Annotated in this window: 17 protein-coding genes, 2 tRNA genes and 2 pseudogenes; 13 read left to right on the top strand and 8 right to left on the bottom strand. The window is 56.8% G+C overall.

Translation table 11 applies throughout. The annotated features are described in order from the left end of the window. Positions 1-529 precede the first annotated feature (529 nt). Positions 530-1723: pseudogene (locus ABRP86_RS11050) on the top strand (IS3 family transposase). A gap of 214 nt (positions 1724-1937) precedes the next feature. Continuing rightward, positions 1938-2011 (top strand) — tRNA-Ile (locus tag ABRP86_RS11045). A gap of 200 nt (positions 2012-2211) precedes the next feature. On the opposite strand, the gene ABRP86_RS11040 is transcribed toward ABRP86_RS11045, so the two are convergent. Beyond that, positions 2212-2604 carry a hypothetical protein gene (locus ABRP86_RS11040; RefSeq protein ID WP_284869803.1) on the bottom strand — a complete coding sequence of 131 codons (393 nt, stop codon included), beginning with the start codon at positions 2602-2604 and terminating at the stop codon, positions 2212-2214. A 112-nt stretch (positions 2605-2716) separates the two neighbouring features. On the opposite strand from ABRP86_RS11040, the gene ABRP86_RS11035 reads away from it, so the two are divergent. After that, positions 2717-3772: a trimeric intracellular cation channel family protein gene (locus tag ABRP86_RS11035; protein ID WP_284869804.1), complete on the top strand. Its 1056-nt coding sequence runs from the start codon at positions 2717-2719 to the stop codon at positions 3770-3772. Positions 3773-3873: 101 nt separating this feature from the next. Further along, positions 3874-5472, top strand: a complete 1599-nt coding sequence (locus tag ABRP86_RS11030) for a mechanosensitive ion channel family protein (RefSeq protein ID WP_349864337.1) — start codon at positions 3874-3876, stop codon at positions 5470-5472. On the opposite strand, the gene ABRP86_RS11025 is transcribed toward ABRP86_RS11030, so the two are convergent. Then, positions 5469-6089 (bottom strand): hypothetical protein, encoded by a 621-nt coding sequence (locus ABRP86_RS11025; protein ID WP_349864335.1) that lies wholly within the window; start codon positions 6087-6089, stop codon positions 5469-5471. The genes ABRP86_RS11030 and ABRP86_RS11025 overlap by 4 nt on opposite strands. A gap of 128 nt (positions 6090-6217) precedes the next feature. On the opposite strand from ABRP86_RS11025, the gene ABRP86_RS11020 reads away from it, so the two are divergent. Continuing rightward, positions 6218-7306, top strand: a complete 1089-nt coding sequence (locus ABRP86_RS11020; RefSeq protein WP_349864333.1) for an alkene reductase — start codon at positions 6218-6220, stop codon at positions 7304-7306. 125 nt (positions 7307-7431) lie between these two features. Here the strand turns inward: ABRP86_RS11020 and ABRP86_RS11015 are convergent, their stop codons facing one another. Continuing rightward, positions 7432-9132: an alkaline phosphatase D family protein gene (locus ABRP86_RS11015; RefSeq protein ID WP_284869808.1), complete on the bottom strand. Its 1701-nt coding sequence runs from the start codon at positions 9130-9132 to the stop codon at positions 7432-7434. A 145-nt stretch (positions 9133-9277) separates the two neighbouring features. On the opposite strand from ABRP86_RS11015, the gene ABRP86_RS11010 reads away from it, so the two are divergent. Beyond that, positions 9278-10072, top strand: a complete 795-nt coding sequence (locus ABRP86_RS11010) for a serine hydrolase domain-containing protein (protein ID WP_284869809.1) — start codon at positions 9278-9280, stop codon at positions 10070-10072. An 804-nt stretch (positions 10073-10876) separates the two neighbouring features. Further along, positions 10877-11293, top strand: coding sequence for a hypothetical protein (locus ABRP86_RS11005; protein WP_284869810.1), 417 nt, complete (start codon positions 10877-10879; stop codon positions 11291-11293). Positions 11294-11371: 78 nt separating this feature from the next. On the opposite strand, the gene ABRP86_RS11000 is transcribed toward ABRP86_RS11005, so the two are convergent. The 3 genes from ABRP86_RS11000 to aceE all read right to left on the bottom strand — a co-directional run bounded on the left by ABRP86_RS11000 (position 11372) and on the right by aceE (position 15355). Then, entirely contained in the window at positions 11372-12160 is a 789-nt protein-coding gene (locus ABRP86_RS11000; RefSeq protein WP_239269712.1) for an HAD-IIA family hydrolase, read from the bottom strand. Continuing rightward, entirely contained in the window at positions 12157-12456 is a 300-nt protein-coding gene (locus ABRP86_RS10995) for an acyl carrier protein (protein ID WP_349864331.1), read from the bottom strand. Before ABRP86_RS10995 ends, ABRP86_RS11000 begins: the two co-directional genes overlap by 4 nt. A 154-nt stretch (positions 12457-12610) precedes the next feature. Further along, positions 12611-15355 carry a pyruvate dehydrogenase (acetyl-transferring), homodimeric type gene (gene aceE / locus ABRP86_RS10990; protein ID WP_349864329.1) on the bottom strand — a complete coding sequence of 915 codons (2745 nt, stop codon included), beginning with the start codon at positions 15353-15355 and terminating at the stop codon, positions 12611-12613. A gap of 358 nt (positions 15356-15713) precedes the next feature. On the opposite strand from aceE, the gene ABRP86_RS10985 reads away from it, so the two are divergent. From ABRP86_RS10985 to ABRP86_RS10970, 4 genes are all read left to right on the top strand, one after another. Next, on the top strand, positions 15714-16112 hold the full coding sequence (locus tag ABRP86_RS10985) for a DUF3052 domain-containing protein (RefSeq protein ID WP_349864326.1): 399 nt from the start codon (positions 15714-15716) through the stop codon (positions 16110-16112). Between the two features lie 67 nt (positions 16113-16179). Beyond that, positions 16180-16255 (top strand) — tRNA-Val (locus ABRP86_RS10980). Positions 16256-17766: 1511 nt separating this feature from the next. Then, positions 17767-17940 carry a hypothetical protein gene (locus ABRP86_RS10975; RefSeq protein ID WP_349864323.1) on the top strand — a complete coding sequence of 58 codons (174 nt, stop codon included), beginning with the start codon at positions 17767-17769 and terminating at the stop codon, positions 17938-17940. A gap of 82 nt (positions 17941-18022) precedes the next feature. Next, positions 18023-18322 carry a hypothetical protein gene (locus tag ABRP86_RS10970; RefSeq protein WP_008490165.1) on the top strand — a complete coding sequence of 100 codons (300 nt, stop codon included), beginning with the start codon at positions 18023-18025 and terminating at the stop codon, positions 18320-18322. On the opposite strand, the gene ABRP86_RS10965 is transcribed toward ABRP86_RS10970, so the two are convergent. Beyond that, the gene (locus ABRP86_RS10965) at positions 18319-18855 is read right to left on the bottom strand and encodes a hypothetical protein (protein ID WP_349864319.1); all 537 of its coding nucleotides are present in this window, start codon (positions 18853-18855) and stop codon (positions 18319-18321) included. The genes ABRP86_RS10970 and ABRP86_RS10965 overlap by 4 nt on opposite strands. A gap of 381 nt (positions 18856-19236) precedes the next feature. Between ABRP86_RS10965 and ABRP86_RS10960 the strand changes: the two genes are divergently transcribed. Then, entirely contained in the window at positions 19237-19410 is a 174-nt protein-coding gene (locus ABRP86_RS10960; protein WP_349864318.1) for a hypothetical protein, read from the top strand. A 262-nt stretch (positions 19411-19672) separates the two neighbouring features. On the opposite strand, the gene ABRP86_RS10955 is transcribed toward ABRP86_RS10960, so the two are convergent. Beyond that, positions 19673-20275 (bottom strand): TetR/AcrR family transcriptional regulator, encoded by a 603-nt coding sequence (locus ABRP86_RS10955; protein ID WP_349864315.1) that lies wholly within the window; start codon positions 20273-20275, stop codon positions 19673-19675. A gap of 77 nt (positions 20276-20352) precedes the next feature. Between ABRP86_RS10955 and ABRP86_RS10950 the strand changes: the two are divergent. Then, positions 20353-20633, top strand: a pseudogene (locus ABRP86_RS10950) (hypothetical protein); the annotation flags it as partial.

Here is a 20633-nt window from a genome sequence, read left to right as displayed (position 1 = left end):
TGAGCGGGGATGATCCCGCCGACATCGCCCAGCGTGGCAGCGATTTCACGTGCTCCCCGCGTGAGCGGGGATGAGCCCGAGGCCATCGTCGGTATCGCCCAAGACCAGTGGCGCTCCCTGCGTGAGCGGGGATGAGCCCTCCCCAAAACACAACGCGACAAACACAAAGACGTGCTCCCCGCGTGAGCGGGGATGAGCCCTAATCTCAAATCACAAAATTGAGATGAGAAAGCTGGAGCTAGATAGCTAAGCACCTCGGGAGCTGAATATTCGTACTACTCAGCTCCCAGGGTGCACCCCTTAAGAACTACACCCTCGAAAGAGCATATGTGCTCCCCGCGTGAGCGGGGATAAGTTTTTCTTGATTTAATGCCTCAAATTTCCTGCTACCCAATAATCAACACATCGAAAGGGCATACATCAACGATGATCAGCGCTTCGGTTATGAGGGGCAGAAGGACCTGACCCCTGTTTGGTGGACACCTGATATCCAGCCCAGTCGGGCTGGGAAGAAAGGTAATCTACCATCATGTCCAGGTACTCCGAACAGTTCAAACGCGATGCCGTGGCCCTCTATGAGAACAATGAGGACCTCTCGCTGAACTCAGCATCAGCCGAGCTCGGAATCAATCGAGCCTCGCTGCATTCTTGGGTCAAAAAGTACGGCACCGGCAAACGTGCGCGTATAAAAGCCATGCAGGATAAAGCCCAAGCGGCGAATGATTCCGAACGGATCCGCCAGTTAGAAAAAGAAAACGCAAAATTGCGCGAAGAGCGCGATATTCTGCGCAAGGCCGCCAAATATTTTGCCGAAGAGACTCACTGGTGATCCGCTTCCAGTTTGTCTATGACCACCGAACCGAGTACTCGGTCAAGCGGATGTGCCATGTGTTAAAGCTGAATCGGTCCTCGTTTTATAAGTGGGTCCAAACCCGTAAAAATCGCAGGTTAAAGATGTATTCTGATGCTGTTATTGGTGCAAGGATCGCAACCATCTTTGATGATGAGCTTGGTCTTTACGGCGCTAAACGCATCGCTGCAAGCCTGAACGAGGACACGGCGTATGTCCCGATCAATCACAAGAAGGTCGCACGAATCATGAAAACCATGGGGCTTAAAGGCTTTACCAAACGCCGCCGATGTGTCACTACCAGGCGTAAGCCTGGCCACCGCGTCATGCCGGACTTAGTAGGCCGTAAATTCACAGCCAACGAGCCGAATCGCGTTTATGTTGGCGACATTACCTACCTGCCCTGTAAGGGTGGAAAGAACATGTATTTGGCTACAGTCATTGACACGTATTCACGCAAACTTGCAGGTTATGCGCTCGCAGACAACATGCGAGTGTCACTGGTCGTCGATGCAATAGCCCACGCGCACGGTGTACGCGGCAGTCTTGACGGGGCTATATTCCATTCCGATCACGGCAGCGTGTACACCTCACAAGCCTTTAGGAACTATTGCTCGTCGTTGGGTGTGCGCCAGTCCATGGGCGCGGTGGGAACGAGTGCTGATAGAAGCCCTAGCAGAATCATTTAACGCCACCTTAAAGCGGGAAGTCTTGCGCGATAGGAAAGTCTTTGATAATCCCATTATCTGCCGGCAGGAAGTCTTTCGGTGGTGCATGCGCTACAACACGCGCCGGCGGCACTCCTGGTGCAATCTTGTAGCGCCTGATGTCTTTGAAGCCGAGACTTCAGCTACACTGACTAAAGCAGCATAGCTAACCCCCGACGTGTCCACTTTCCGGGGGTCAGGCCCGAATTCAACTTCACTGAGGCTCTAACGTGGGATCCAGTCGCAGCGCGGACATCCACGGTTGGGCGTCGCGCACTCAACTGGGGTTATTTTATGAGGGGCCGAGAATTGGTCTTTCGCGGGCTATTGACTAATCTTTTGGGAGCGGAGTGTCGTAATATACGACATGACATCCGTGTGGGGCTATAGCTCAGTCGGTTAGAGCTCCGGACTCATAATCCGTCGGTCCCGGGTTCGAGCCCCGGTGGCCCCACGGTAGAAGGAGGCGTCGGCAAGCAATGCTGGCGCCTCCTTTTTAGTATTCGGTGTGCACACGCTCGGAGAAAATCGGTCTGGCGGTCAGCTCGATGCGGGTGCCGATATTTGTGTTTTCTGGGTTTCTGCAATGGACGGATTTTTGATTCGTGGCCATGATGCAGTGGAGATCGTAGCTCTCACCAGAGCTCGGGTTCTTTACAGTAATGTCGCTCTGCCAGGCTGCAGTAACGGTCGGATTGGGGGTTCGAGCCTGTATGTGGCATCCATTGCATGCTTATAAATGTCCAGGGCAAAGGCGCAATCGGTGGCATCGTCGGCGATGATTTGTGCGTAGTCACGAATGCCGCACATGCCGCCTACCTGCGCAGCGAGTGCGGAATCGTCGTCTTTCTCCGCTTTCTGCGGCTTAGAAAGCTTGGCAGTTGCGGAAGGTGCGGAATCGGTATCGGAGTCGGCATCGGCAAGCGCACCGCTGTCTGAACTGGCGCTGTGCGGGCTAGTATCGGTGAAATTGGGCTCGTCGTCAGCGGGGGTGGACGAGCACCCAACCAGCAGGAGCGCCGGTAAGAGCGAGAGAATCTTTTTCATGCGGAATATAGGGGATAAACAGAAGGGGCAGTAGAACAGGAAAAGTGCAGCACCGCAGCTCATGTGGGCAGGCGAATTGCGCACGGGTGAGCAGTGCAGTCTAATAAACGGCATGACAGAAGTAGATCCGCTCATTGAGTCCCTCTATCGCTGGTCCGATGTCAGCGGTGTATTGCTGATGGGAATTATCGGCGGCACCATTGCGCGCAAGCGCGGATACGACATCATCGGGTTTTTCTTCATCGCGATGTTTTCTTCCCTGGGCGGGGGCATGGTGCGCGACGTGCTTATCAATCGCGGCACGGTAGCGGCGATGAGCGAGCCGGAGTACCTGTACCTGGCGTTTACTGGCGCGTTGATCGCGCGCTTTGTCTATTTCAAGGGAAAGACCTGGGATTATATCCAGGCGCATGGTGATGCCGTCGTTTCTGGCCTGTGGGCCGGCACTGGCGCGGTGAAAGCCATTACCTATGGGCTTCCGCCGATTCCGTGCATCATGATGGGTGTGTTTACCGCTACTGGCGGTTCCATGATTCGCGATATTGCTATGGGGCGCGAGCCCGCGGTCTTTGGCGATAATCAGCCGACGGTAATTCCGGCCATCGCTTGTGCGGTGATCGTGCTCGTGGGAAACCACTTCGATATGTTGGCCGTCGGCATGATCGTGGGGCCATTGGTGTCTATTTTCTTGGCGCTGCTGGGCATTTGGGCCGGGTGGCGCGTGCCCGCGAACCAGGAGTGGGCGCCGATAAATGATACGGCTGCGCAGGTTAAGGCGCTGGCGAAAAAGGCTGAGAATAAAAGCCGCGCGGTCGGGCGCAAGCTGGAGCCGCACCGCGTGCGCTCTTGGCGCCACCGGCAGATGGAAGAGGCGCTGCAGCGGCGCATCGAAAAGCAAGTGCGTTCCGGAAAGCGCCGCCAGGATGCGGCGGAGGAGGCCAGCGAGTTTTTGCAGTCCTTCGAATCTGATGTCGACCAGTTGAGTAGTGTCTCAGCTGAGTCCGAGGACATGGATTTTGGAGTGGACTTTAGCGGCGATTCCTATGAGGCGGAGGAGCAGACCTCCAGCGAGGAATCCCAGCGGCTGCTCGATACGATTCTGGAAGATGACAAACTTACCGATGAGTTGATTGATCGCCTGATGGACCGTTATCAATCGCGCGACTAGGTTTCTAAGCAGCTGCTTGCCGATGCCCCCTAAATTCCGGGTCTGGATTTCTGGCAGAAAACTGGCATCAATTTTTCAGCTAGGTGCCATATCCTAGAACCATGAACCTGAGGTATTTCTTTTTTGAGCTGTGGGGCCTCATCGTTGACCATGGCTTGCCGCTCATCGCATTCGTGATAATCGGCATTCTTTTGCCCCGCATGGGGCGCCTAGCCATCCGGATCATCGAACATAATTTGGATGAGCAAGAAGAATCCACGAAGGCGCGGCTGGCACTGACCGGAGCATTGGTCTACATCGTCCAAGCGGTTGCGTACTTCCTATTGGTCGCGGCCGCACTGACCAATCTCGGCGTTCCGGCGCTGGGTGCTGCGGTGCCTGCGACGATAGTTTCTGCCGCGGTTGGTTTTGGTGCCCAGTCCGTGATTTCGGATTTCCTCTCCGGATTTTTCATCCTGACGGAAAAGCAATTCGGCGTGGGTGACTATGTCTCCTTTGCCGGCATTCCTGGGGTGGAAGGCGATGTGGTGACGCTGACCCTGCGCACCACGAAGGTGCGCACCCCAACTGGTGAGCTGGTGACCATCCCCAATAGTTCCGCGGGCGTGGTGACCAACTATTCCAAGGAATGGTCCCGCGCGGTGGTCAATATCAACGTCCCGGTGCACGAGGGCGAATCCTTGCCGGAGATTACGAGCCGCGTCAAAGAGATTTCGGAGCACGCTATTGAAGCCCCAGAGATCTCTGTCGATGTGGCCGGCGAGCTCACGGTTCTTCCCGCCACGCAATTGGTCAGCCCGCAGGTTGCCGGCCAGCCGTGGCAGGTGGGCTACCGCATCATGGTGACGGTTAATCCCGCCCGCCAGTGGTCCGTGGAGCGCGCTATCCGCTCGGCGTTGCTTTCGGAATTCTGGGACCACTACGGTTCCGCCATCGATTTTGATGAGCTGCAGGAACAGAAAAAGAAGAAGCCGGAGAGCCCAAAGCATGCCGCGGCGCAGTCTGCCAAAGACGCCTTGGATGCCGGGGAAGGCTCCCGCCCCAATACGCCAGTAGATGACCCCACGGTGGAAGAGGAAATGGCCCCAGAGGAAGTCGAGCTTGCTCAGACCAAGGTCGACGAACAAGCAGTCACGGATGAAGCGGGCGAAGACGCCGCGGAAGACGATGATAAATCACGCCGAAAGATCTGGCGCACGATTCAGACCAATACCCAATTCCAGAAGCTCGCCACCATCGGCGGGCGCGTGCGTGCCTCCACCACAGGCCTCGTGGCGGCCCTGCTCGTCGTTGGCCTGCTCATCCTCGCGGCAAGCAACCCAGAGGAAGGGGAGGCTGGCTGGTTGTCGCCGGACTATTGGAAGGATCGCGATACGCAATCTTCCTCCGAGCATCCAACGGAATCTGAAGAGACTGTGCCTTCGGAAGACCCCCTTACTACCGGCACCCCAACTGAGCCGACGGATGCTGATTCAACACCGACGACCACCAATACGCCGACCGTTCCTAGCTACCCCAGCCAGGACCCCAATTCGACTCCTAATTCTGGGGATGGGCACGGCAGCAATCAGGATGGACCCGCTGACTCGAACGGCGATTCTGGCGATGGCCAAGGGAATGGAGATGGAGGATCGGATGCAGACGGAAATAGCGGGGCGGCAAATAGCCAGCAGACCGCGATTCCTTCAGAACCCCACTAGATACTCGGAGGGGCGCCGTATACCTCGAGGCGGTCGGGCCAAAAACGGTTGTTTATTTCATCTCTAAACGAGGCAGATAAGCTGTCATCGCCCCTTTTGCTGCAAGTTAATACGCGGCCATCTGTTCCAATCCCGCAACGAAGGTCATAGGTTTTTCCGGTGATAGGGCTGGCGACGGAAATGTCAGTGTTATAAGTTCCAGTGACATTCTTTTTTGGTTGTCTAAATGGATAGGAGTGCTTGATCGCCTCATCAAAAATAGCACCGGTAAACTCGCACGATGTATGCTCGCCGGCTTCGATGGTGTCTCCCTGGTCGGTATATCCGCAGTGGCCGCCAATTTTCCCAGCGTAAATCGTGTGATTTCCAGCTGGGGGAGCGTCATCATTCGAGCCGGCATCGCCATGTTCGGCACCTTCTTCATCGCCTTTTTCCGCGGTGGAGTCTGGAGTATTCTCCAGGGTTTCCGTCACGGTCGTAGGGGCCGTGGAAGCCTCGCTGGGCACAAAAGCAGGTTCGGGTTCGGCAGAATCGGAATCATCGGAGGTACCGCAGGCGCTCAGCATGGTAAGGGACAAGGCGGCAAGCATTAAGGAAGTGTGGCGTTTCAACATCATAAGAACGGGTAAAAATCGGCGGTGTGAACGGTGAAAACTTTAGCATTTAAACCAGCATCTAGCTGTGGATTTATAGGAAATGCGGCGAAAGGTGGAACAAATTTGATACCCGGGCTGTTTCAGTAGACATGACATCATTATTTACACCTTTGGAACTTGGCCGTTATACGTTGAATAACCGCGTGACCATGGCGCCGCTGACGCGTCAGCGTGCAGGTCACAGCGGTGTCCCCAGCGAGCTACACAAAAAGTACTATTCCCAGCGCGCTAGCGCCGGTCTCGTGGTGACGGAGGGAACCTTCCCCGCATGGACTAACCGCGCGTTCCCGGGTCAGGCGGGCATCGTCGATGACGAGCAAGCCGCTGGTTGGCGCGAGGTAGCCAATGAGGTACATGATAAGGACGGCGTGCTGTTCATGCAGATCATGCACGGCGGCCGTACCAGCCACCCAGATCTCATTGATGGCGCCCAGGCAGAGGCCCCAAGCGCGTTGGATTGGGACGGCCAGGTTCGCGGTTTTGCAGGCAAGATGGATGCGCCGGTGCCGCGCGCACTAGAGGCTGATGAGCTCCCGCGCATCGTTGAGGAATTTCGCGCTGCCGCACGCCGGGCCGTCGATGCCGGCGTTGATGGTGTAGAGATCCACAATGCGAATGGCTACCTGCTGCACGAATTCATGGCACCGTCTGCCAACCAGCGCGACGATGAATTTGGTGGCAGCCCAGAAAACCGGTGGCGCCTGCCAGAGATGGTCATTCGTGCTGTCGTAGATGAAATTGGTGCTGACCGCGTGGGCGTGCGTTTCTCCCCGGCCCACGTTGTACAAGGCATTGTTGAAGATGACGAGGCGGATATGTTGGCCACCTACGGCGGACTTTTGGACGCCATTGCCCCGCTGAACCTGGCTTATGTCTCCTTCCTGCACGCCGAGCCGGAAGGCGAGCTCATCTCGGCCTTGGCAAAGAAGGCCCGTGCCAATGGCGAAACCAAGGTCTTGATGAATGATGGTTTCGGCACTGTCACCACCAAGGAAGATGCCGAGAGCGAGCTGGAATTGGACCACGTGGATGCCGTTGTAGTGGGCCGTCAGCTCATTGCTAACCCGGACTTGGTACGCCGGTGGGAAGAAGGCCTGGCCCTTAATGAGCCAGATCAGGCCACGTTCTACGTCGGCGGCGAGCGCGGCTACATTGATTATGAACCTGCCGCGGACTAACGCGTAGTCCGCGGCAGGTAGGGGAAGAGAGCGCGAGTGATAGAGAGTGAAATATCCCAGAGAGGATCTTTCACTCTCTATATCGAACGTGCACCCAGCGAGCGTTAACAACTGCCCGCTAAAAATTAAGAACTAAATCCCTCATCCGGGCGCCATGTCAGCGTAATGGCTTCGTTTACTGCTGCGGTGGGGTTGAGCAGGTCCTCAACGCGCAGCCAGTGCATTTCCGCAGAATCCGGGCGGATGGTGACATAGCTATATCCGTGGTGATCGAGGTTTACGTGGCGTGTATGGGGGTTTGCCTCCAAAAGGTAGCGCTCTGCCAACGTGGAAAGCCCGTTGTCCTCGGGAAGGTGGAGCTGTTCGTTGACATTGGGGGCGGAGATAGATGAGCACACCATTTCGGCTCCGAAGATGCGCCCATCCTTGCTGATATTGTGTGCCCATTCGGAGTGAATATCCCCGGTAACAAAGAGGGCGTGGGAGTCGTGCTTGGCAAGGGCATCGATAAGCATCCGGCGTTCTGCCGAATAGCCATCCCATTGGTCGCCGTTGACGGGAATGCCGGTGATATTGGATGACAGTGAGGACGATACGGGTGCTAGCTTGTCGTCGCGCTGCAGGGTAGCCAGGTTCATGGGGGAGAACATGACGGAGTTGCCCAGCATATTCCACGCGGCGGCGGAGGTGTCGATCTTGTTGACCAGCCAGTCGTACTGCTCCGAACCGAGCATGCTTCGCCCCTCGGCGGCCATCCTGGCAGGGCCAAAGAGAATTTGCTTATCGCGGTATGTGCGCAGATCCATCATGGTCAGTTCCACGAGATCGCCAAAGGTCAAACACCGGTAGAGATGGCCATTATCGGATGGATTGCTTGCCCGTACCGGCATCCATTCAAAGTAGGCCTGCATCGCGGCATTGCGGCGATCGATCCAAGCACCTTCCTTTCCCTCCGTGTGGTTATGGGCGCCGTCCCTCCAAGAATTGTCTGCGGTTTCGTGGTCGTCCCAGACCGCGATCCACGGCAGGGCAGCATGTGCTGCTTGGAGATTTTCATCGGTGCGGTAGCGGCCGAGGCGCGTGCGATAATCTTCCAGTGTCGTAATCTCGTGCGCGGGGTGGTGCAGGCGTACTGGACCGAAACCGGCGTACTCGCGCTGTGGGTATTCGTAAATATAGTCTCCCAGAAAGACCATATAATCTAGTTGCCCGGCTCGTCCGCGCTGAGCGATATCGCCATAGGCTTGAAAGAAACCGGACTCCCAGTTGGCACAGCTGGCTACACCGAAGGTTAGTTCTTCTGGGGATGCAGTAACCGCTGGTGCGGTTTTGGTGCGGCCTACGGGGGAGATTTTATCTTGGGCACGAAAGCGGAAGTAATACACGGATTCTGGTTCGAGGCCGTGAGGATCCACGTGGACCGTGTGATCTTGTGCGGGATCGGTGGTGACTTCGCCGCGCTTGACAATGTCCCTAAACTCCTCATCCCGCGCAATCTCCCATTCCACGGTGGTAGGCGCGCCTGCACCGGAGCCAGGCATCGCATCTGCATCTGGGGTCACGCGCGTCCACAAGACAACAGAATCTGGAATGGGATCTCCGGAGGCTACCCCGTGCAGGAAGGGGCGTTCACCGAGCGTGGGCTCTACCATGTGTGGTTCTGGGCGCGAGGAGAGGCTGCTTTGTGCATGAGCAGTGCTGGCGTTAGCCGTGCTGGCAGTGGTGGTCAGCGCCAAGGCGGCGCCGACTGTGCCGCTGGTTTGGAGGAATTTGCGGCGGTTGACATGAGACATCTCTGATTGCATGCTGTGGTTTCTGCTAGTCATATTCATAAGTTTTCTAAGATTGAAAGGGCTTGCAACCGCTCAGGCCGCATTACACCAGAAATTCCTTTATCAGTAACCACGGGTTTACCTCCGCACCGATCGGCACGCCTTATTCAGAGGTCTAGAGCACAGTAGGCTGGAAGATATGAGCGAGTTGCAGCAGATAAATCAATGGCCCGTAGATACCGTGGCCGGAGCATTGATCCACAGCGGTGAGGTGATAGACAAGGCAGGCGATACTTCGCGCCAATTTCCGGTTGCCTCCGTTACCAAGCTGGTATCGGCGTACGCGGTGATGATGGCCGTGGAGGAAGGCGCGGTGGATTTGAAGCAGCCCGCTGGTCCGGAGGGTTCGACCCTCGAGCATCTGCTCGCGCACGCCTCGGGTGTGAAGTTCGATTCGCGTGAACAACAAAAACCAGTGGGCGAGCGGCGCATCTATTCCTCTGCCGGTTATGAGTGGGGTGCAGAGATCGTTGAAGGTGCCACCGGCATCGAATTTGCAGAGTACCTGCGCGAAGGCGTGTGCGAGCCGCTTGGAATGTCCTCTACCCGCTTAGAGGACTCGGCAGGGCACGGCTTGGTTTCTACCGTGGAGGATCTCGCTGCATTTGCTGCCGAGGTCCACGACCCGCAGCTCCTGCACCCCAGTACCGTGGCCGATATGCGCCGCGTTCACTTTCCTGGTTTGCGCGGCATCGTACCCGGTTACGGGAGCTTTAAGGATTGCACCTGGGGGCTTGGATTTGAGATCCGCGGTGAGAAAGACCACTGGATGGGAGCCCTGCCTGCCGATGCCACCGGGCACTTCGGTATGTCCGGAACCTACCTCTGGCTGGCCGGCGACTACGCCATGGTGGCATTGACAGACCGAGATTTTGGTGATTGGGCAAAGCCACTGTGGAATGAAACCAATACAAAGATCTGGGAGGCGCTGTAAGGAGCTCCGTCGCAGATTTTCCTTAATAGGAAAACGAAAAAAGCTCCCCATTCCAGTGGAGTGGGGAGCTTAAAGCTGCTCTTTTTAGAACACCTGCAGACCGAGGCCTTCGAGGAACATGGCGAACTGGGTGAAGATGCCGTCAACGAGGGAGAGAATCTGGAATCCGAGAGCAGAAGAAAGATCAAACATAGGGGGTTCCTTTCAATAGGGAGAATTCAAACTGGATTGCTTGAATTTATCTCAGTATAAGCAGAGTGCGTGGATCGTGTCAAACTGTTTCTTAACACAAAATAAATGAATATCGACCGTTCTACTGATGGGGCGTGCGTCTCTTTTTCAAATCAGGGGATGAGAGTGGGGTTGGCGCCTGGCTACCCCCGCCGTGGGTTTACCACTTGGGACTTTTTGGAGAGCTTAGCCCCTAGGGGGACTGGGGTAGTTTTCGGCCGGGGCCCTAGGGGGTGAGCGCTATTGGGCAAGTGTTTCCGCTGCTAACTGCCTTGTGAGCGACTCGTACCGGGACGTTGTTTTAGAGAAAGCGGTTCAAGGGGTAAATTTCACAAATTTCACTGTTGTAACTTCAATTTCTTTAGTCACTTTAATTACAGTCTGGACTTTATGTTGAGGTTTAGATCTTGGGGGTTGAAGTGAAAGTTGAGGGTTGTAGAGGGTGGTGTGGCGCAGGAAAATTGGGTGCAGACGCAAAAGACAGTTCGTTGGGGAAGACGAAGCTCGTCTTGCACTGCGCCGCACGCCACGCGTGTGGATAGCAGTGGTGATTTGTCGAGGGAGATATCGGCTATGAATACTTGCGTCAATCCAGTGCCGGTTGATCAACCGGCCTCCAACTACACGTGGCCCAGCCGCAATGGTGCGGCCGTCGTGGTCACTGGTGTGCTGAAAATTTCTGGGATGCCGCGTGCGTTGCGCCCAGAGGTAGAACGCGCCATGGATCGGTGCATTCGCACCGAATCGGAGTTCATCGTCCCAGGCGATGACCCGCTGACCGCCCAGTGGTGTACTCGGTGGTACCGCGACGAGATCTCTATGGAGGCGCTCGTGCGCGGTGAGGCGACGGGTTCTGGAATGGATTCTGGCATCGGCATTGGCTGCCACCAGGTGCTTACCGGAACCGAGGTGGAGCTTGCCGCGCTTGAGAGCGCGGTGTGCTACCTTGCGCAGCGCTATGGCTTTAGCGCCACCGTGCGTTTTAGCTAAGACGCACGAGCGAATCGGCGCGAGCGCGGCCAAATTGAGCCCCGCCGCACGAGGTTGGTCGCGCAGCAGGGCTCCATTTTAGGATTCCTCGTCGGCGAAGGGATCCATGATCTTATCGGGAATATCTGCAACCGACTTAAACACGGCGGTTGGGCGGTAAGGATAGCGGGAGATTTCGCGGTCATCGGAAATGCCGGAGCGCACCAAAATGGAGCGCATGCCGGCCTCTAGGCCCGCCTTGACATCGGTATCCATGCGATCACCAATCATGATGGTGTTTTCAGAGTGAGCGCCGATGTGGTTGAGCGCTGAGCGCATCATGACAGGGTTGGGCTTTCCCACGTAGTAGGGCTCGCGGTGGGTAGCGGCGGTGATCAATGCGGCCACCGCGCCGGTTGCTGGGAGCACGCCCTCGGGAGCAGGACCCGTAACGTCAGGGTTGGTGGCGATGAAGCGGGCGCCATTGCGGATGAGGTTGATGGCGGTGGTAATCGCCTCAAAGGAGTAGGTGCGGGTTTCACCAAGGACCACAAAATCGGCGTCATCGTTGGTGAGGATCCAACCGGCCTCGTGCAGCGCAGTAGTCAGACCGGACTCTCCCACGACGTAGGCCTTGCTGGAGCTGGCCTGGGTGGCCAAGAAGTTTGCCGTCGCAGTGGCGGAGGTCCAGATACGCTCGGCCGGAATATCAAGTCCGGTATTGCGTAGCCGTGCCGCCAAGTCGCGCGGGGTGGACATGGAATTATTGGTGAGCACCATGTACTCAATGTCGTTATCTTTCAGCGTTTGAATGAATTTATCAGCGCCGGGGATCATTTCCCCTTCCTTGATGAGTACGCCGTCCATATCGGATAGGTAAGAAATCATTGGTGGTCCTCCAAATAGTCAGCGATATCGCCGATGGTCTCGCAGTTAAGCATTGTTTCCTCAGTAAGCCGCACCTTAAAGAGCTCTTCGGCACGCACGGTGAGCTCTATAAGCTCGAGGGATTCCACGCCGACATCGGAAAGCGCGGTGTCCCTGCCAAGTTCGGCCTCGGTTCCGGTGACTTTGACGATGAGGGCGATGAGCTCGCCCAGCGTATCCCGATCTGGGTCGTGGTCCTTATCCGGGTCAGAACCCTGAAACTTTGCCTGCAATTGGGCACTGAGGTCATTTGCCATAGTGACCAGTGTAGTAGCGATTGGTGCGTGACATAGGAGAAATAGGTTCACGCGGTACTGGTTAGGGGAGATTGCGCGAAAAATAATCTAGGCGCTTCCAGCATTGAGCCGGAAGCGCCTGAGCTACATCTCCATTGTGGAGGTGCGGGCGATATTACTCGCCGCTATTAGGTGCAGTTGGATCATCCAACTTCAGCTCGGAGGCCGCCTTTTCTACGACGGAGCGCTCAATCTTGCCATCGCGGGCAAGGCCATCGAGCACAGCGACGACGATGGATTCCGCATCGTTGTTGAAGAAGCGGCGGGCACCCTCGCGTGTATCGGAGAAGCCGAAGCCGTCTGTGCCCAAGGTGATGTAGGTACCTGGGACGTAGGGGCGAATCTGCTCCTGCAGCTCGGTGGTGAAGTCCGAGACACCAACGAATGGGCCCTCGAAGTCCTTGAGCTGGGAGGTAGCAAATGCCTCGGAGGGCTCTTCGCCCTTGCGCAGCGCTTCCTTGTTGCGGCGGGCACCGTCGCGGGCCAGCTCATTCCAGGAGGTCACGGAGAACAGCGATGCCTTGACATCGTAATCCTCAGCCAGCATCTCCTGTGCGCGAAGAGCTTCGTGCACGCCGACGCCCGAAGCCAGGATATTGGCCGGGGTGGAGCCATTCTCGGCGGTATTGAAGTGGTAGATGCCCTTGTGCAGGCCCTCCACGTCCAAGTTCTCCGGCTCGGCCGGCTGGTGGACCGGCTCGTTGTACACGGTGAGGTAGTACATGACCGGCTCGTTGTCTTCGCCGTACATGCGCTCGATACCGCGCGCTACCAAGTGAGCAACCTCGAAACCGAAGGCTGGGTCATAAGAAATGACCGCCGGGTTGGTGGCTGCCAAGACAGGGGAGTGGCCATCCATGTGCTGCAGGCCCTCACCGGTCAGGGTGGTGCGGCCGGCGGTAGCGCCGATGATGAAGCCGCGACCCATCTGGTCGCCGGCGGCCCAGAAGGCATCGCCAGTGCGCTGGAAGCCGAACATCGAGTAGAAGATGTACAGCGGGATCATGGCCTCGCCCTGGGTGGCATACGAGGTAGCGGCGGCGGTAAAGGATGCTGCCGCACCGGCCTCAGAAATGCCCTCGTGCATGATTTGGCCATCGGTGGCCTCGCGGTAGGACAACATCAGGTCGTGGTCCACCGGCACGTAGTTCTGGCCGCGTGGGTTCCAGATCTTCATGGTGGGGAACCAGGAGTCCATACCGAAGGTACGAGCCTCATCCGGGATGATGGGCACGACGCGCTTGCCCAGTTCCTTATTGCGCATGACCTCCTTGAAGGTGCGCACCAAGGCCATGGTGGTAGCGACTTCTTGCTTGCCGGAGCCCTTGCGCACGGAGCGCAGCTTGTCCAAGGAAGGTGCTTCCAATGGGGTGAAGTCCGCACGGCGCTCAGGCAGGAAGCCGCCGAGTTCTTGACGGCGCTCCAGCATGTACTTGATCTCCGGGGAATCCTTGCCCGGGTGGTAGTACGGCGGCAGGTAGGGATCCTTTTCCAGCTCTTCATCGGAGAAGGGGATCTCCTGCTTATCGCGGAAGTTCTTGAGATCCTCCAGCGTCAGCTTCTTCATCTGGTGGGTAGCGTTGCGGCCCTCGAAGTTGTGGCCCAAGCCGTAGCCCTTAATGGTGTGGGCCAAGATGACGGTCGGCTTGCCGGAGCCCTTGTTCTCTAGAGCGCGGGCGTACGCTGCGTAGACCTTGCGGTAGTCGTGGCCGCCGCGGCGCAGTGCCCAGATTTCGTCATCGGAGAGGTCTTCTACCAGCTTTGCGGTGCGCTCATCGCGGCCGAAGAAGTGCTCGCGCACATAAGCGCCGTCGTTAGCCTTGAAGGTCTGGTAGTCACCGTCAGAGGTGGTGTTCATGACGTTGACGAGGGCACCTTCGGTGTCCTTGTCCAGCAGCTTGTCCCAGCCGCGGCCCCAAATGACCTTGATGACATCCCAGCCGGCACCGCGGAAGAAGGACTCCAGCTCCTGGATGATCTGGGTATTACCGCGCACTGGGCCGTCGAGGCGCTGCAGGTTGCAGTTAATCACGAAGGTGAGGTTATCCAGCTCGTACAGCGCAGCGGTTTGCAGCAGGCCGCGGGATTCTGGCTCGTCCATCTCGCCATCGCCCAAGAAAGCCCACACGTGCTGCTTGGAGGTGTCCTTGATGCCGCGGGTTTCCAGGTACTTATTAAAGCGTGCCTGGTAAATGGCGTTCATCGGGCCAATGCCCATGGACACGGTGGGGAACTCCCAGAACCATGGCATCAGGCGCGGGTGTGGGTAGGAGGGCAGACCCTTGCCTTCACCGAGGGAAACTTCCTGGCGGAAGCCGTCGAGGTCTTCTTCAGAGAGGCGGCCTTCCATGTAGGCGCGGGCGTACATGCCCGGGGAGGCGTGGCCCTGGAAGAAGACCTGGTCGCCGCCTGAAGGATCGTCCTTACCCTTGAAGAAGTGGTTGAGACCGACTTCGTACAGCGGGGCGGCACCCGCGTAGGTGGAGATGTGGCCGCCGACGCCGATGCCGGGGCGCTGCGCGCGGTGCACCATGATGGCAGCGTTCCAGCGGATCCAGCGGCGGTAGCGCTTTTCTAGTTCTTCATCGCCAGGAAATTCCGGCTCCATGTTGGTGGGAATGGTGTTGACGAAGTCCGTCGACGTCAACGAGGGAAGCTCCACGCGCTTGGCGGTGGCGCGCTCCAGAAGGCGCAGCATCAGGTAACGCGCGCGCTCTTGGTCAGAATGGTCCAGCAGACCATCGAGGGAATCCATCCACTCGCGAGTTTCTTCTGGGTCGCTGTCGTGAAGGTACGATGCAACACCATCGCGGATAAGCGGGAAGTTGGAATCGCCCTTGGCGGGGTCCTTCTCGGCCATGTAAACCTCCTAGTTAAGGGTCTGCAGAGTTTATCTCCTACGATACGCGTTCCCAGATCGCGAGTGGGAGTCTAGGCTGTCTAAATCGCGGCGCTTTCCGATGCACCCCCTATAACCTGCGGTTTGCTTCTCTCACCCAGCGTGCAAACGTGGGTAGTAGGCCCCTAAACGGCGCTAGTTGTCCCACAAAACAGACGCCGGTGTGAGCAGAAAAGGGCCTGCAAATTGGGGGAAAGGGGTGCTATAGCAAGTAAAAGACGCCCTGGGGCGTTAAACTACATGTAATAACACACGCCCTCCCTGCCAAGCACGGGCCGGGCGTGAGCAAGAATTCACCGAATAAGGAAGGAAATGCATAGTGGCTGACGCTGCAGTCAAGCTCGGAATCAAGGAAGGGCAAATCGCTCTAGAGCTTGGTTGGGACGAGGATTGTGATACCACAATCTCTGAATCTATCGAAGCCGTACTCGGTGAGGATTTCCTCGAAGAGGAAAATGATGAGCTGTGCGATGTAGTCCTTCTTTGGTGGCGCGAGGAAGACGGCGACCTCGTGGACGGTTTGGTGGATGCCAGCCGCCCCCTCGCGGATAATGGCTCCGTGTGGTTGCTGACCCCAGGTGCCGGCAAGCCTGGCACCGTCGAGCCTGGTCTCATCTCCGAATCGGCGCAGCTAGCCGGCTTGGTGCAGACCAAAGCTGAGCGCTTGGGCGAGTGGCAAGGTTCCTGCCTGGTACCGCGCGGTTACACCAAAAAATAGCCTTCACCAGCTGATTTGTGTAGCTTCACAATCCTGCGCTACTGTACATAACAGCGCAAGGGCGCATGCGGCTTTAGCTCAGCTGGAAGAGCAATTGGTTTACACCCAATAGGTCGGGGGTTCGATCCCCTCAGGCCGCACCATTTTCAAGTCTCGAGACATCGTTCCCAGAACGGTGGCTCGAGGCTTTTTCGTTGTGCGAAGGTTTGTTTTCGGGGGAAGGCTGTACACCTGGCTTCTACAGTCTAAACGGCGGGTTGAGAGCACCGTTAGAGGGGCTGACTAAGCAACCGAGTAAACAGCCTGCTGGGGTTCCTAAGCCGCAAGGCCGGAGCAGAGGACGACCAGCCCCAGGAGTACGCCCGCGCAGTCAATTAGCTTGAGACGCGCCAGAGTTTTTACACACGCCGTACGGTGCCGAGGATTAACTACCTTGGCCGGAATCTGGCATACCTACACCTGCCATCCCATACCGGAGACCAGCAGATTCTGCCCCCCGACCCAGCCCTTAGAAATAAGGGTAGGGCGGGGGCGCCCTTCCCAAGCGCTCCCGCCCGGAGGGGCGCGCAGGTGGCCTTCTGGTCACGCCGTCCAGTCGAAAAATAAGCCGAATGAGCGAAAGCGAATTCGATAGAAGCCCGCCGCAGGCGCGGCCACTCCTGGAGGCGCTAAGGAGCTTTGAGAGGGAGCCAGAGGGGCGCTGATCCAGCAACCAACTGGGTGAGCAAGAAGCGGTGAATCTGGCCCAGGCCCGATTAACACTAAGAGTGCCAATAGTGTCTTGCCGCTAGCGCCAGAAGACGAGCAGATCGAGAAGCTCGGCCCAACCGTGGATCGTGTCCATGGGGGTTGGCAAGGATCGCGCCGACGGCAGCGCCTAGCGCGAGCGAGAGCAGCTCAGAAAGTCGCTTAAGACTAGTGTGGGGGCGTGGGGTTCTTTTCATGGATTCCTCCTTGCACGTCCCGTATTTCGGTCGTGCGGAAAAGGAATACCGCAACCGGTGCGTTGTCCGGCTCCAGATGCTCGGTCTGGGCTGCCGCCCGAGCCGGACGGCTCGGTTGCCCCGGTACAGTCCTCGCGTGCTCAATCGCGCAGAAGCTCTGGCCCTCCACAATGGGTACCGCTGCCGGGTCTTTAATCGCTTAGACGGGCACACAGCGCGCCGCGTGGAGTGACTAAACCGTCCCGCAGGCCTGACAGGCGCGGTCGGGCGGAATGTGTCCAAATATGTTGCTGACCTACCCGCCAGGGCCGTCAGTCTTTCGGCGGGGTGCCGCCGGTCTTTCGGGCCGGTAAATCCGGCCCGAGTCCACGCCGCGAAGCGGCTTGGGAGACACACACTATATGCACTCTTAGTGACATCGGGTGACCAGGCATTTTAGTGCCTGGCAGGTTTTATCGCACGTGCGATAAAGTGGGGGCATGGCGACCCAAAAAGAAGTCTGCGAAAGGTGCGGGAAACCGATCCCGCACCGGTCGGATCCGCGTGGGCGGCAGGCCCGGTTTTGCTCGGGTGCATGCCGTGCTGCTGCGTCGCGTGAGCGTCGTAGGCGACAGCACCAAGAGGAGCTGGCGCAGGCGCATGAGCAAGCCACGCTGAAGCTGCGTACCCCCAGAGAGGAGGTAGCTGACGCGGCTCGTGTCGTTAGAGAGATGACTCGTGATCTCCGGGCGGGGCGCGAGTTTTACGTCAGTGATGAGCACCAGGAGTTAGTGCTTGCGGTGCGTGAGTTTGCCGAGCTTATGGATAAAAATGCGCGTCGTTCTGCTGCCCCTGCTGGCTTGAATCGTGCCGCCCGGAGGGCAAAGAAAAAGCGGCGACATTAAGCGATTGCCTAATTCTCTGCCGAGTTTCCATAGTTGAATAAGTCGGCAGTTAACACACCTTATTTTCCGTAAACTGCCGACTATGGAAGAGAAAAACCTATCGTCATTAGTGTTCGGAAACGTCGTCCTTGAATCTCAGTTTTTGGGGACAACTCCTCGAATATATGCCGCTGACATGCGGTCTTATTCTTTACGCCCCAGTCCTTATGTCACTCTCTCTGCCCCCTTAAATGATTTAAGAGGGCAGCTTCAACCTGACCATGCTGAGGCTATCGCTAAGAAAATCTTTGACTCCGTGGCTGAAGAGCTGAACGAAAACTACCCAGGTGGTTGTGAGCGTGCAGAGGAGGAACTAAAAGCCTGGCTTATGCAGAGTAATTAGTGCACATTGCATGGAAGATGGACTTCTTTGGAGATACCAATGTCATGATGCCTTCCTGCAAAAATCTCTCCATCAATTCGATAATCATGCCCTGAAGTAGTTGGGTCACAGATCGCTTCTCCACGAACAAATCCGTAGCCACCCTCAGGAAGATTCTTAGAGGTTTCATCTACTGTCTCATAAGCAAATCCGAGATGTTCTTCTTGAAGCCTGATCTTTGCTTTTAAAGGAAGAAACCCAGTTCCAGTACACCGGACATGCAATCCATAAGAGAGAATTCCTCCGGCTTCTACCGGGGGATTCGCAAATGTTCCAGTGCATACACCTGCATTCAAAGAGCGAGTTGATATTCCATCATTCGATGTTTCCTCATCAAGCGTAAAAGTAAAGCTATCTCCAGGCTTCACCTCAGCCCGAGGTGATGCGCCTTCTGATATCTCAGTCGAAGTAGCAGATGCTAGCGGGCAAGAGAGGGCGAGGGCAGAAAGAACAGTTGCAACGACAGTACAAGTTGACCTGGTTTTAATTCTCATAAAAGTGATTATGTGGGTGGATAAAGAAGTCTGCAACACTTTGAAATAGAAATCCGACTAACGAATCTGGAGAATTAGCGCCCCTTTTTTCTGTTCGCGCTCGAGCTTGCGGCGTTGTTGTCGGGTCAGCGGTTGCGGAGTGGGGGTTTCGGCTGCGGCGACAGGTGGCAGAAAGCGGGGCAAGGTGTGAGCACCTGAGCGATTTAAGCGCCTTGCCCAACCCAAGCACCCCCGCACCGCGTCTTCAATCGCTTAGAAAGCCACACAGCGCGTCGTAGGCGACAGCACCAAGAGGAGCTGGCGCAGGCGCATGAGCAAGCCACGCTGAAGCTGCGTACCCCCAGAGAGGAGGTAGCTGACGCGGCTCGTGTCGTTAGAGAGATGACTCGTGATCTCCGGGCGGGGCGCGAGTTTTACGTCAGTGATGAGCACCAGGAGTTAGTGCTTGCGGTGCGTGAGTTTGCCGAGCTTATGGATAAAAATGCGCGTCGTTCTGCTGCCCCTGCTGGCTTGAATCGTGCCGCCCGGAGGGCAAAGAAAAAGCGCCGGCGCTAATGCCGGCGCTCGATTTTTGAGAAAAAGTTTTTAATTTTTCCCGCAAAACCCCTGACAAACGAAAAGACCCCAACACCGAAGTGTTAGGGTCTTTTCTAGCTATATTCTTCAATATGGAGCGTACCACGTAGACGCCCGTGACTGCGAGTGGGACAAGCAGCGCGCCGGAATCGTGTCCGGAGAAATGAAATAACCCCCCGCCTAACCCGCGGGTTAAACGGAAAATGTGTTGTTTCCGGTGTGCAGCCTCGATAAATGGGCTTTAAGGGGTAACGTTCGCTTCGGCTTGTGCTACTAGGCCATCAAGCATGAGGTCTATGAGGCGTGGGGTAAGCGCGTCTGGAGTAAACGAGGTCTTGGGCTCTATCGGGATGGGGCGGGTGACTATCCCGAGTCCTATGTGAAAATCCAGCGCATTAAGGTTTTCTGGACACAGGTGTGCCTTTTTGGCGGCGTCCAGCAGCTTGTCGTAGGTGCTGATTAATTCCTCGGCGCGCCTTTCAATGATGCGGTCCTTTTGTTTCCTCGTCTCCGGATCGCGCATGGCATCTTCATAAATTGCTTGGGCGAGGGTTGCTAGCTGCAAAGATCCTATGGAATGGACGGTGGTGCGCCACGCGGTGCGTGCATCGCTGGCAAATTCCGCACTGTGGGCATCGATGATTGTGGCGATATCGGCCGTTGCCTGCGCGCTTACCGCGTCGAGGAGCTCGATGCGCTCGGGGAAGTGTCGAGTGGCCGTGGCTACGCCCACTGAAGCGGCCTTCGCAATGGTCCGCATGGAAATTCCAGGCCCCTCACTGGTGAGTAGTTGCCTGGTTGCGGTGACTATTGCCGCACGATTATTGGCTGCATCTTGTCTCATGGTTGACATCTTAACAAATGGAACACTATGTTCTATTTAAGTAACTGAAATACAGTGTTCCAGATAAGGGGATTGTCATGAGTTCTACTGCTACTCACTCGCGGCAAAACACGACCGTAAAAATCTTCGCCGCCGTGATTGGGGTACCAATCGTTATCGGGCTGATGTTATTTGCTTTCCTTGCCCCCAACTTTTCTTCCGGGCCGCAAGGCGTGCCCGTTGCTGTGTCCGGACCAGAGCAGATGATCAAGCACATGACCGATAAAGCAGGCGAGGGCGGAGGACCTGACCCCCAGATGGTGGACACCTTGAAACCAGCATCTCGCTGGGGAAGTGAGGTACCTTTCCACCATGCCAC

It is taken from the genome of Corynebacterium sp. KPL3927 (genome assembly GCF_040225835.1).
Lineage (GTDB): Bacteria > Actinomycetota > Actinomycetes > Mycobacteriales > Mycobacteriaceae > Corynebacterium.
Note: the sequence above shows the minus strand (reverse complement) of the source record. Positions and strands in the feature narration are given on the sequence as shown.